The organism is Schlesneria paludicola DSM 18645 (assembly GCF_000255655.1).
Lineage (GTDB): Bacteria > Planctomycetota > Planctomycetia > Planctomycetales > Planctomycetaceae > Schlesneria > Schlesneria paludicola.
On record NZ_JH636434.1, the window covers coordinates 1,721,793 to 1,735,079 of the forward strand.

General features: G+C 55.7%; 10 protein-coding genes. 2 read left to right on the plus strand and 8 right to left on the minus strand.

The window, feature by feature from the left end; all coding sequences use genetic code 11:
* Positions 1 to 640: 640 nt before the first annotated feature.
* Positions 641 to 967: a Dabb family protein gene (locus OSO_RS0108470; protein WP_010582983.1), complete on the minus strand. Its 327-nt coding sequence runs from the start codon at positions 965 to 967 to the stop codon at positions 641 to 643.
* Between the two features lie 124 nt (positions 968 to 1,091).
* On the opposite strand from OSO_RS0108470, the gene OSO_RS0108475 reads away from it, so the two are divergent.
* Together OSO_RS0108475 and OSO_RS42695 are read left to right on the plus strand one after the other, a co-directional pair.
* On the plus strand, positions 1,092 to 1,961 hold the full coding sequence (locus tag OSO_RS0108475; RefSeq protein WP_010582984.1) for a lipase family protein: 870 nt from the start codon (positions 1,092 to 1,094) through the stop codon (positions 1,959 to 1,961).
* An 808-nt stretch (positions 1,962 to 2,769) separates the two neighbouring features.
* A complete protein-coding gene (locus OSO_RS42695) occupies positions 2,770 to 6,024 on the plus strand; it encodes a PSD1 and planctomycete cytochrome C domain-containing protein (RefSeq protein ID WP_162130519.1) in 3,255 nt (1,084 codons plus the stop codon).
* A gap of 37 nt (positions 6,025 to 6,061) precedes the next feature.
* On the opposite strand, the gene OSO_RS0108495 is transcribed toward OSO_RS42695, so the two are convergent.
* The 7 genes from OSO_RS0108495 to OSO_RS0108525 form a co-directional block, all read right to left on the minus strand.
* Positions 6,062 to 7,111, minus strand: coding sequence for an acyl-CoA dehydrogenase family protein (locus OSO_RS0108495; protein ID WP_010582988.1), 1,050 nt, complete (start codon positions 7,109 to 7,111; stop codon positions 6,062 to 6,064).
* A gap of 61 nt (positions 7,112 to 7,172) precedes the next feature.
* Positions 7,173 to 7,751 carry an ATP-dependent protease subunit HslV gene (hslV, locus tag OSO_RS0108500; protein ID WP_010582989.1) on the minus strand — a complete coding sequence of 193 codons (579 nt, stop codon included), beginning with the start codon at positions 7,749 to 7,751 and terminating at the stop codon, positions 7,173 to 7,175.
* Positions 7,752 to 7,798: 47 nt separating this feature from the next.
* Entirely contained in the window at positions 7,799 to 8,539 is a 741-nt protein-coding gene (locus OSO_RS42700) for an alpha/beta hydrolase (protein ID WP_010582990.1), read from the minus strand.
* Positions 8,540 to 8,643: 104 nt separating this feature from the next.
* On the minus strand, positions 8,644 to 9,666 hold the full coding sequence (trpD, locus tag OSO_RS0108510) for an anthranilate phosphoribosyltransferase (protein WP_010582991.1): 1,023 nt from the start codon (positions 9,664 to 9,666) through the stop codon (positions 8,644 to 8,646).
* Positions 9,667 to 9,879: 213 nt separating this feature from the next.
* Positions 9,880 to 11,295: a Gfo/Idh/MocA family oxidoreductase gene (locus OSO_RS0108515; RefSeq protein ID WP_010582992.1), complete on the minus strand. Its 1,416-nt coding sequence runs from the start codon at positions 11,293 to 11,295 to the stop codon at positions 9,880 to 9,882.
* A gap of 431 nt (positions 11,296 to 11,726) precedes the next feature.
* The gene (locus OSO_RS0108520) at positions 11,727 to 12,293 is read right to left on the minus strand and encodes a DUF309 domain-containing protein (protein WP_040592109.1); all 567 of its coding nucleotides are present in this window, start codon (positions 12,291 to 12,293) and stop codon (positions 11,727 to 11,729) included.
* Positions 12,294 to 12,718: 425 nt separating this feature from the next.
* The gene (locus tag OSO_RS0108525; RefSeq protein WP_010582994.1) at positions 12,719 to 13,135 is read right to left on the minus strand and encodes a SufE family protein; all 417 of its coding nucleotides are present in this window, start codon (positions 13,133 to 13,135) and stop codon (positions 12,719 to 12,721) included.
* Positions 13,136 to 13,287 lie beyond the last annotated feature (152 nt).

Consider the following 13,287-nt stretch of genomic DNA (forward strand, 5'->3'; position numbering starts at 1 on the left):
AAGCCGCCTTAACCAAGGTGGCATTTTTCGCACATTGCCCGATTTTGAATTCTCCTGAACAAAATGATCAACCTGAACGCCGCCCTGTATTTCATAGGGAAATTACGTGCTCATGAAGTTGCTCATTTCAAATCTTTTTCTCGCTTAAACGATGATTTTCGAGAGGCTGCGCACAGACCGGTAGCGGTGCCCGCATCGCGATGAGACGTCGGGCCTCCTTAAATCGAATCCAACACTGCCAACTCGGCACAATAGCAAAATCCAGAGACGGCGCAGTGGGCAGTTTGGGAGTTGTTTCCAAACGTTTGGAAGGTCGCTCGTTTCGTGAAAGCTCGCCGTTCTGTATCCGCACCGTTCCGCATTGATGCACCGTGCCAGAGGCTTCGTCAAAGGGGAAGCTCGGGAACGTGAGGACCGACGAGAGAAAACGTTGGCTGCAGCAGCCGAGGTTGATTGATGTGATCGCAGATCAGATGCGAGGATGCTGTGGAAAGGCTGCCTGCGGAAGGGGCGAAAGAGGCGTCCCCTGAACCTAAATTCGGGGACGCAGAGAGCGAGGTGAACGTGAGGGGGGCGCGGTGAAATGCCACCCTTGGGCCGTTCGTGGATAACTCGGAATTCCAGAATGCCGTTCGGCGCGTTACTTCGAATAGTTGTCGAACACGCGAACCTTGTCCCAGGTTGGCTTATTCTCTTCAATGAACTTTAGATGATCTGGCGCGGTCTGGTAGATGTCGTGGTCCTGTTTGGATTTGAAGACCACGAGCAACGCGACATGAAAGTCGCGGTCGTTAACGGGACGGGCAAGTTCCGGAACCAGCGGTCCGGCACCAAAGAACGCCACGCCCGGATGATCTTTCAGATACTTAAAACAAGCATCGGTAAGCTTCTGAATATTCTCGGCCGTTCCCTCTTTCAGCGTGAAAAAGACGTTGTGAACGACCATCTGTGTTGAGGCATCGGACATGGACGGATTTCCTTAGGGTTGAAGTCGTCGAGCATCATTGCGACTTTGCTCGTCTCTTTCCAGCGAGCACACTATCATCGCGATCCTTCCACTTTGATCTTGCCGTTTTGACAAGGATCGGACCATGAGTTTCGATTTGTTCGAAGATGCTTTCGGTGATCACCGCAACGCAATGACGCTCGCCAAAGCCTCGGAACTGGCCTATCTCGACCAGGAGAACGGGAAGCGCGAGTTCGCCGCGCAGCTCGGCTTGGACGCTCAGTTGTTCAGTGTCGGCAACACTCAGGCATTTCTCGCACAAAACGACGACCACGTGATCGTGGCCTTCCGAGGCACCGAATCACCAACATCGTTCGAAGGCCTGAAGGACTGGCTGCTCTCTGACGCCGTCAATTTGCTGATCCTGCCCAGCGGGCGTCTGGGAACGGACTTTGCCGCGGCGGGGGTAGGAGCCCGGTTTCATCAGGGATTTATCGATGCGCTCGGTTCGATCTGGGAACCCCTGTATTCCCGCGTCGAAGCAGAACTGAAGCGTGCCGACCGGCCGCTCTGGATCACCGGGCACAGTCTGGGAGGCGCATTGGCCGTCTTAAGTGCCTGGCTGTTTCAACGCAAGTTCGTCAATGTCCATCAGGTGTATACGTTCGGCGGACCGATGATTGGAAATGCCGAAGCGTCGAAAGCATTTGATAAAGAGCTTGCACGCAAGATCTATCGCTACGTCAATGGACCAGACCCAGTTCCCAAGCTGCCCACCATCAGTCTGATCGCCAATGACTATGGCCACGTGATGTCAGAAGTGACGTCCGGCGTCGGGCCAGGGGCGTCTTCCTCTGTCGAACTGTTTGGCCAGTTTGTCAGCCGCTCGGTCGATGGAGTCATCAATGGCACGCTCGTCGATGATGTCTGGAAAGCCGTCACACAAACGGTCGATGCCCACCTGATGCCCAGCTATCATCGGCTGATCGAATCACTGCGAAACCCTTCCAAATAGGGATCTCGGCAATCCGATTCGTGCCAGAAGGCTCCATCGCACGAATCGGTCGTGGTGTCGTAAAGTGTGTCGACAAAACTGAGGTTATTCTGTGGAATCAGGTTTGCGTGTTTTCCAGATCCAGAAAAAGAGGCCCCAGAGTAAGGCCAGTGGAAGTAGAGCCAACAGAGAACAAAAGAAAAATCCAGGAGCCAGACTGGGCAGTGGGAAACTGCCTCGTTGATGAATCCAATTATCAATCATCTCGAATCCGGACAGGACGAGAAAGAACAGCGGCACTGGAACACAAATCACCGTGAGAACGATCAATTCACTCAGGCAGCCTTCGCGATTCATCTCATTCCCCTGAAAAGAACAAGTCCCAGCTTATCTCCAGGGCCGTTCCGTTTCGATCTCAGACTCAGGACTTGGCCGACTCTTCACTCCGTTCGCGGATCGTCCAGATGTGGTCTTCAAGCCCGGTAGCCACCGCTGGCCTTTCCTTTAACGTCAGGTGTTTGCGACCGAAATTGTCGAACGCGAACCACATCGCCAAGTCGGCTTCGTAGTTCTCCCTTTTGGCTGATCCCATTTGTTAGCCGCGTGCATCGTCGGGTGGCCATTCGCAGAGGTGGGTTGCTCTGCTTTATGTGTGACGCGCAGGCTCGACCCTGCAATGGATGACCGCAAATCTTGTCAGATGTTATGGGCACCTCGCCTCACAAATCCAAGCCGATTGACTTCTCGGATCGCCCTGCCTTACAACGGATCTATCAACTTCGATGCGAAATGCGCATCAGGTTTCGGCGATCGCCGAATTGAACTTTCCGTGACCGAGGCGACCGTGAAGAGCAAACCGATCGAGAACTTGCTGATTCTCTCGCTCATGACCGCCTGCATGAGTGTGGTCTACATTCAGGCAGACGAAGACAAACAGTCAGTCCGTGAATTGCCACCGGTGGCAACCCAAGAAATCGATTTCGTCCGTGACATTCAGCCGATCTTTCAGCGGGCGTGTGCTCGTTGCCATGGAGAAGAAAAGCAGAAAGGCGACTACCGACTCGACGTCCGCCAAACGGCGCTGCATGGCGGTGAATCGTATGCCCCCAATATCGTCGCGAAGGATAGCGCAAACAGCCCCCTGATTCAGTTTGTTGCTGGTACCGGTGACTTAAAAATGCCGCCGGAAGGGCCACGATTGTCACCCGCGGAAATTGGACTTCTGCGAGCCTGGATCGATCAGGGGGCAAAATGGCCTGACAGCATCGCGGGCACCGTCGCGAACAAAGCAAATTTGTGGTCGATCAAGCCCCTGGTACGTGCCAGCGTTCCAGTCGTGGCTGCTGAACCGTCCACAACAAATCCGATCGATGCATTCATCCGTTACAAACTCAACGAGCATGGATTTTCCACTTCTCCCGAGGCTGACAGGAGGACGTTGATTCGTCGGATTTACTTCGACGTGATCGGCCTGCCGCCGTCACCTGAGGAAGTTGACGCATTCCTTGCGGACTCTGACACGAAAGCCTACGAAAAACTCGTTGACCGCCTATTGGATTCCCCTCATTACGGCGAACGTTGGGCGCGACATTGGCTCGACGCCGCGCACTTCGCTGAAACGCATGGCCATGACCAAGATCGAATTCGCGAGAACGCCTGGCCCTATCGCGACTATTTGATTCAAGCCTTCAATCGGGACACGCCCTACGATCGATTCATCCAAGAACAGATCGCCGCAGACGCCATGTTTCCAGACGATCCATCATTGATTCCCGCCCTGGGCTTTCTGGCTGCGGGCCCTTGGGATGAAAGTTCGCTGCGCGATATCCGCGAAGATACGCTCGATCGGCAAATCGCTCGGTACCTCGACCGGGACGACATGCTGACAACCGTCATGAGTAACGTGGCCAGCGTCACAGTTCATTGTGCACGCTGCCATGATCACAAATTCGATCCGATCAGCCAGCGCGACTACTATGCCCTGCAGGCCGTCTTTTCGGGTGTCGAACGCGCCAATCGCAAATATGACGTGGATTCCAGGGTGCGGCAGCGTCGAATCCAACTGACGCAGCGACGCCACGATCTGGAACATCGCTCTCCCGCCGTCATGGCCGAATTGGAAACCGATGCCGCTCGTAACGCACTGCGTTCGTGGGAACAGCAGATCCATTCGCAGCGCGTTACGTGGCATCTTGTCGACCCTCAATCGTGGAATTCGTCCGACGGAGCCACTCTGACAAAGCTCGAAGACGCATCCATCTACTCTGACGGAGCACGACCAGACAAAGACACCGTGACGATCGAATCAGGTCCGTTGACGGAGCATGTGCGAGGTTTGACGACGGCGGATGCGACAGAAACGACGCGATTCGAACGAGGACCGACGATCAAGCGAATCACGGCAGTTCGCCTGGAAGTCCTTGACGACGATCGGTTGCCGCAGCACGGCCCAGGCCGAAACGACAATGGAAATTTTCATCTGTCGGAGTTTGAAATCTACGTCGACGATCAAAAAATCCCAGAAGCGCTGCTCAACGCGAAAGCCGACTTCGACCAGCAAAGCTGGGAGATCGGCAAGGCCATCGATCACAACAACGAGACCGCCTGGGGAATTCATCCCAAGGAAGGCGTTGCCCATCACGCGACGTTCGAACTCCAACACCCCCTGACGATTCGTGACGCAGCGATTGAGCCAGCGAGTTCGAATTCGAATGATTCTTCTGTTCGAAAGGCTTCGAGGCTACGGTTTGTCTTGAAGCAGTTGCACGGACGTGCGCATCTGATCGGCCGCATGCGAATTTCGCTCACGGATGCGATTTCGCCCTTGATTACAGAATCTCTTACCTCTGAGATCGCGGCACTCCTCGAGATCCCCACCGCGGAGCGGACTCAAACGCAGTGGATTGAACTGGCACGTCACCAGCAGTTGGAGAGCATCAATCAGCAAATTGCCGCTCTTCCGAAGCAGTCGCTTGTTTATGCGGCGGCCGCCGACTTCGACCCCGACGGATCGCTCCATCCGCCGCCAGGACCCAGATCGATCCATCTATTGCACCGCGGAGACATTCGCAATCCACGCGATGAGATTTCGCCAGGAGCACTGAGTTGTGTGACAAGCCTTGCTGGCCGATTTGAAATTCCTGCGGGAACACCCGAGTCTGCACGTCGAGTGGCATTGGCCCAATGGCTGACGAACAAATCTAATCCCCTGACGTGGCGATCGATTGTGAATCGCGTGTGGCACCTTCATATCGGGCATGGATTGGTCGGATCGTTGAATGATTTTGGGCACATGGGTGAAACACCGTCACACCCCGAACTTTTGGATTGGCTGGCCGTCGAGTTTCGTGACGGAGGCCAATCCCTTAAGACCCTGCACCGGCTCATTTTGACCAGTCGCACGTATCGCCAGACCGTCGCATCGCGTCTCGAATCCTCGACGTCACCTCGCATCGATCCTCGCGTGGCGGCGGACGCCGACAATCGTTTGCTCTGGAGAATGAACCGGATCAGACTCGATGCAGAATCCATCCGGGATTCGGTCTTGGCAATTTCGGGACAGCTGGATCTGCGCATGGGCGGGCCATCGGACCGTCATTTCGATCTGAAGCCCGGACATCACGTCACCCCGAAAGTTGATTATTCGAAATTTGATCCGAGCAGCGATCAGGGTCGCCGACGCAGTATCTATCGCTTCCTGTTTCGGACATTACCCGATCCCTTTATGGAGTCGCTCGATTGTCCCTCCGGTGATCAGATTACCCCCGTCAGAAGCAACAGCGTTACAATTCAGCAGGCTTTGGCACTCTGGAATGATGCGTTCATTGCCAGTTACTGTGAACAGATCGCCGTGCGAATCGAACGAGACTGCGACGAGACTTCCGCGACAGCATCGGGCAACCAGGCAACGCTGATCGCCCCGGCAATTCGCCAACGACAGATTGACCGCGCGGTCCGCCTCATTTTGTGTCGGGGTCCTTCACCAGCCGAATCGAGAGAATTCGGCGCTTATTTGGAACAGCACGGACTTCCCAATCTGTGCCGACTGCTACTGAATAGTAATGAGTTTCTGTTTCTCAATTGAGCCAGTGATCGCCGCCGGATCGCGAATGCGCGACGCATCAAAAATCAGCCAGATCCGCCAGCACGCCTTCAGCAACAGGGCGCGGACACGACCACACAAGGAAAAACATCGCCTGACGAACCCATCGCTGCACCGGATGCGGCGATACGAATCCGACGCCTTTGGCGATCATCAATCCGGCTTGAGCCGATCGCAGCGCCAATTTCGTACAGTCGAGACGCAATTCCAATGTCTGCCCCGAATCGGCGACCGATTGCGCCAGTTGGTGCAGGCGTCCTTGGGCGCTTCGCCACGCCGATTCAAATCGTTCGGCAATAGGAAGCAGATCAGGCCGTCGTTCCGCCTCGTGCTGCAGATATCGCACGACAGCCCCTGTCAGACCGATCGCCAGACACGACGTATCAAGACCACCGCCACCAAGTTTTCCCAGCACGTTGTCGGTGGGATTCATCAGAACGCAATCGGCTTCCAATTCGACCTGCCGGCACCGAATCAGACTGGTCCGCGAGCCCACGAGGGCCGCCAGAGGCAACGGAGTTTCGATCATTCCCCGAAGCCGGTCGGCGGGAATCACCACTAGCAATTGCTGACCGTCGGGAAGAGTCGCTCCGGCGACAATGCCGATGGCGTGATCCGCACCGGTGACCCAAGGAATTTCTCCGTCGAGACAATATCCGCCATTTGAAGTCGGGGTCGCACGCAGCACGGGGCCAAGGTGCTGACGTGACGTCGTCAGTTGAGACAACCCAACCGTGACGTAGGCTGATCCATCAACCAGAGAAGGGAGATAGCGTTGCTGCAAATGTGCGGGCCCCTTGAGCAACTGTCGAACGGCGGCTTCCCGCTGACTGAGGATAAATGCGGTCGTCAGGCAACTGCTCGAGATTTCTTCCATGCCGAGCTGAAACGCGACGGGTTCGACCGCGGTCCCGCCGAATTCCGCAGGAATTGATCGGCCAAGCATCCCGGCTTGTCCCAGCGCATTCCAAGATTCGGCGGGCCAATTGATCGAACGATCTGCCTGTTCAGCATGAGCCAAAAGCAGATCGCTCACATTTGCGGCAAGAATGGTGTTCGACGACGTCACTCAGCACCTGACACAATCAAAGCGGATCGCAGCGGCCTTCTCTATCTGAAGCAACTACAGCTTAACTCGGCTGTCCAAATTCCTCGACGACGATATTGTCGTTCGTGTAGATGTCGATTTCCGACGCGATTCGTAGAGATTCACGGACGATTTCTCCGGCCGATAAGGTGGAATGCCGAATCAGGCCCCTGGCCGCTGCAACCGCGTAGTTCCCTCCCGACCCAATCCCCAGGATGCCATCAGCCGGTTGGACCACGTCTCCCTGTCCGGTAATCAGCAAACTGTGCTCCGCGTCGACAACGATCATCATCGCCTCGAGCTTACGCAGAATCCGATCCGTGCGCCAGTCGCGGGCCAGTTCCGTCGCCGCACGAGGCAAGTTTCCAGGGAAGTTCTTTGCCTTCGCTTCGAATCGTTCGAGCAGCGAGAACGCATCCGCCGTCGAACCGGCGAACCCGACGAGCATTTTCCGATCGAGAATCCAACGAACCTTACGCGTGTCGGATTTCAGAATCGCGGTACCATACGTGACCTGCCCGTCGCCCCCTAAGGCGACCTTCCCTTGATGCCGGACAGCCAGAATCGTTGTGGAATGCGTTTCAACACGCGAGTACGACGTCGGTCTTTGAGTCATGAACATGGGCCTCACGAATTTTCCAGGACATCGGAGCGACAAGTCCGGTCGAATCAGACCGAGCGTTTTGCCGTCACTTCGTTCAGGAACACGGCGACGCGCTGCAGTACTTCAAGGGGGATTTCATGCCCGCCCGAGAACGGCAGAAACTCGACATCCGCTCCGGCCTGATTTAACAAATCTCGCAACCACCCGGCCGCCGCGAAAGGCAGTATCGGGTCATTCGAGCCATGTGATTGAAAGACGCGCAGCAGTTTGTGATGGGCCGCTCGTACACGCCAAACTTCTTCGTTCAGCAACGTTCCCGACAAGACAACCAACCCGGCCGGGTTTTCGTCAAGCTGCAGTGTGACATCGGTGGCCAGCATTGATCCTTGTGAGAATCCGCCCAGAACGAACCGACTGAGTGGCACCCCCGTTCGTTCGGACCATTGTCGAATCAGCCCGACGAGCATTTCCCGCGCGACGGCCATATGGGGTGGATTGTCATTCCGAAGATCGCGAAATGACCCCAAGGCGGCGGCCATTTGTAGTCGGCGCATGTCAATCGGCCACCAGGCCCGCCCGTCGGGCATACCGAGATCTTCAAGACTCAACGGAGCTTCAGGAAACAGAAACTGGACTGAGGTCAATTTGGAATGCTTCAAAAGCATCTGTCCAATCGAGACCAAATCCGTTCCGGACGCTCCGTAGCCATGACACAGGATGACAACAGCATCAGGGTTCGTGCCATGCTCCAGTCGATCCGCGACATGGCACGTCAAACCATTCACGTGCTCGGTCGTCAATTTCATAGATCACCAGTCCAAAAGAATATCGTCGTATAAGGAACGCAGGCAGTTCGGCCGGATGCCCGCGGCAGAACGCGGATCGCCTTGCCACGTCAAAAATCACCGCCTCAAAGCGTATTGGTCCATGTTCTGAGCGTCTCGCACAACTCCGAAACGGCCCCCGAATCGATCGTCTCGCGAGCAATGGGAATCGCAGTCTGAATCGAGTTCGCCCGATTCGCCGCAAGCAACCCAGCGGCGGCGTTGGCAATCACCATGTCACGTGCCGGGCCGGGCTCGCCCGCAAAAACGCGACGGATAATTTCGGCACTCTCAGCGGCATTGTTGACTCGTAGCGCCTCGACGCGGCATTCAGGCAACCCCAGCAAATCGGCACGCCACACCTGATGCAGAACCCCTGCGGGCGAGACTTCAAAGACCACCGTTTCGCCCCATAGGCTGACTTCATCCAATTCGTTGTTGCCGCAAACAACCAACGCCCGCTGGCACCCCAACTGATGGAGCGCATTGGCGAGCAGTTCGGCGACGGCGGTGCGGGTTGTTCCAATCACCTGATAGGTGGCTCGCGCCGGATTTGTCAGTGGTCCCAGCATGTTGAAGATCGTCCGAAAGCCAAGCTGCTTTCGCACGGGAATCACATGCTTCATGGCCCCGTGCAACAACGGGGCAAAACAGAAACCAATCCCAACTTCGTCAATGCAACGACCAACCTCATTGGGTGTCAGGTTCAAGTTGACGCCCATCGCTTCCAGCACGTCGGCCGACCCTGTAGTACTAGTTGCCCCTCGGTTGCCGTGCTTGGCGACAGGTTGCCCTGCGGCCGCCGCAACCAGGGCCGCCGCCGTGCTGATGTTAAAGGTGTGAAGCAGGTCGCCGCCCGTTCCACAGGTGTCGAGCAGCCCCGTTGAGCGGCAGACAATCGGAGTCGCGCGTTCACGCATGGCACTGGCCGCACCGACCAGTTCACCGACCGACTCACCCCGACAGCGCAGTGCCGTTAGAAACGATGAGATTTCAATCTCGGAACATTGACCATCCATGATCGCACCGACAGCAGACTTCATGATGAAGGCCGATAGGGGTGTGCCCTCGAGCAATTCGTTTACGGCGATTTTCAGTTCGTCGATCATGGGATACCGAGGTCTTCAAATAGAAACAAAACGAAGAAAACGTGTGACGCAGGCCCGATCCGAGGACGGCGATCGGCGTGATGACGCGCACAAGAGTTTCAATCTTCCATCTCGTCGTCCGTCCGCATTTCAAATCTGCCGCGACACAAAAATAAGGCCGACATCTTCGATCAGGAAGATGTCGGCCGGACATATTCCAGGTCCGCTTTTCGATCAAACGCTCACGTTGATCTCGTACCCTTTACGCTGCTCGCGGCCAATCCAGTGGGCCGCCTGCTTGTCGTTGACGATCTGTTCGGTCTTCGGATCCCATTCGATCTTGCGACCAAGCCGAATTGCAATATTCGCCAAGTGACATGTCGTCATGGCGCGATGGTGCGAGTAAACATCACTGACGGGCAAACCGCGATCTTTGACGCAGTCGAAGAAGTTTGCCATATGCGCGTTCTTACCGCCCTTGGGGTCTTTGCCTTTGTAGAGTTCCCGCAGTAGCGTTTCTGGCAAGGGGTTGTTCGCGAGATCTTCAACGGGTGCACCCGACAATTTTCCGCGGCTGACGAAGATCCGCCCTTCGGTTCCTTCAATCAGCACGCCATTGTCGCCTTCGCTGCGAATTTCGAGTTCGGCCCCATCGGCAAACTTCGCAGTGACGTTGAATTCTGTGGCGACGTTGTACCGATTGGATTCGGTCGGCATTCCATTCTGGAGTGGAACAGGATGCGTGGCAGTTCCTTCCACAGAGATTGGCCCGCTGTGATCCATGCCCAGCGCCCACATCCCGATATCGACGTGGTGTGCACCCCAGTCCGTCATTTTTCCACCGGAATACTCGTACCACCAACGGAACTCGTAGTGGGTCCGTGATTCTGGATAGTGCTTGTTATTGCCAATGCCGCCGAGCAAATAGTCGGTCATCGGGGCCTGGCCGAGCCACATGTCCCAATTGAGATTTGCAGGCACATCGGCTTTCGGCAAAGCCTGACTCGAGGGTGCACCGCCGATCGAACAAGTGACTTTCTTGATATTACCCAAGCGTCCGCTGCGAGCAATGGCAACCGCTTTTAAGAACTGATTCTGAATTTTGCCTTCGTTGGCCGACATTTCCGAGCGTTGCTGCGTGCCAACTTGGAAAACGCGTTTGGTCTCGTTCAGAACCTTGATGATCTGTTTTCCTTCAAGGATCGTCAGCGTCAGCGGCTTTTCGCAATAGACATCCTTGCCCGCCTGCATCGCTTCGATGGCAATCTTGGAGTGCCAGTGGTCGGTCGTGACAATCGTGACGACGTCGACGTCTTTGCGATCGAGCAGCTTGCGATAATCTTCGTACATTTCCGGAACGGCGTCATTGCCCTTCTTGGCCTGAATCTCGTGCACACGATCGCGACCTTTTTCCACGTGCAGTCGGTCCACATCGCAGACCGCGACACAGTCTGAAAATTCCAGTGCGTTCGGCCCCACCCCGTTCCAGCGGTCTCCGGTTCCGATGCAGCCAAGTACAGGACGATTGTTCACGAGTTGCCGACCGAGCGCGAGATTGCTGGTCGACGTGAACCAGTAGGGCAAAGTCGCCCCGGCCAGCGCGGCCGTCGACGTTTTCAAAAAATCGCGACGATGGGATCGGTGACTCATGGGGTGCTCCTCAGCGGCAAAGAAGTCTGATTCAGAACGTATCAATGACCGTGACACTCTAACCTTTTGCAAGAAAGAGGTGCAAACGCGGCCATGCGGACACACCTTGAAAAATCGTGACCGAATCGAGATCGCACTCCAATCGCTCGCTCGCTGGTTAACCCTCGCCCCCTCCTCGTTACCAAGCTCCTGCTTCGTTCCTCGTTACCAAGCTCCTGCTTGGTAACGCCTCTTGCAATCGTGCCTACTGTCGAGTGCAAAAGCGACCTGGGACGCTTCTGCACACTCTGGGGGCGGCAGAGCGTTCCCAAGCGGGAGCTTGGGAACGAGGAAAATAATCCGCGTTCGTTCTGCAGGCTCAATGGAATGCAAAATAGCCCGGCCGTGAAAGGAGCCGGGCTATCGATGGCAGCGTAGGATCTCCGAATACTTCAGGAAATCTGCAGCGTTTCGGTGTTCAGCACGAAGGGGAACACGCGTGTCGGCTCATGCGGTGAACCAATTTTGTCTTTGTAGGAAATCTGTGCGGCACGGTCTGCGGCGAATTGCAGCGTGGTGAATTCGAGTCCGCAGAAATATTCCGTCCCCACTTCGGCCGCAACGTCTGCGAAGACTTCGCCTGCCGACGCGGCATGACGGCGCACCCCGTGGATGCTGTTTTCGCGAACCTTCACGCCGGCGGCTGACAGCTTGACCAGCCCCTTCAAGAATCGGCCGACTGGCGAATCATTGCCGGTTGTTCGCAGCAAACGTTCCCATTCTTCGTGCGATTCCCAGTAGTAACCGTGATTGAAGTAGTCGAGGGCGAGCAGGTAATGGCGGTTTTCGGCCCAAGTACCGGCAGTCAGTACCTTCGGCGACGGTGATTTCCGTTGATAGCTGTGACCGCGGGCATCGCGATAAGGATGCGGCGTATCGGTTCCCGGAACGTACGTGTAACCTGGCAGGTCCGTCGACGGAAGCAGGCGCGGGGCGACTTCTGTTGGCGGAGTAATCATTTGTCGATCCTTTGACTTCGAAGTTTTCGTGTCTGTTTTGGTGTTTGCCTTTGATGTTCGCTCAGAACGTCCCCTTTGGTTGATGACGGGCATGCGGCACAATTCCTGTGAGAAGGTTAGGGAAATCCGGCCGGCTGTTGAGGGAAGATCATTCTCACGACTCGACTGACGGTGAATTCAATTCACGTCGTCGTCTAAAAAGTCGTGCACAAATAATCCACGAACGTTATATCGCAAGATGGCGACCGCTCTATTCCCAAAATGTGGCCCAACAATCACTTGAGGCGAGTTCTGATCGAGACCGCGACCGAGTCGATCGGCCCTCTGACTGGCATCAGCGGCAGGTCCCGAGTTGTATTCCAGAGTACCAATTCGTTGACAAAAGTGGAGAGAGATCTTCTGTTTTTTCCGATATCAGACGGAAATCATCCGTGAATCGCCCGCAATTCTCGTTTGATCCGTGAAATAACGCCCCGGAAACCCTGCTGGCGCGTCATTCCCAGCACGGACGTCAAACCCAAGTGTGCCACCATATCATCGGGCATGGACAGCGCCTCGGAAATCTCACAGCCTTCCAACCCTTGCACCACCATCGCTACGAGTCCCCGAATCGTCGGTGACTTGCGGGGCACGTCGGCTTCAAGATGGATCAGTCCCTGGTTGGCCGTGACCCACATGTGCACCGGCGTCTGGCATTCCTGAATACGACAAGTATCAGGAAACGGAATGGCGCGCCGGGTCGATGAAATGTCGGGCAGTTCATTCGAGAAATCGACCAGCCACTCGAGCTTCTCTTCGGGTTCCAACTCAACAAATTCTTCGATCAATTCGGAAAGACGCATCGTATGGGGGACTCACAAGTGACAGGTTGACAATTGTCCGGCAGGCAAAAACGTCGCAGACGCTGCAACATTCTACACCATCATAATCGTTCCGCGATTATCGCAGTAAAACACGACGCGCCGCAAACTTTAACCAATCGATTCACTTGCCG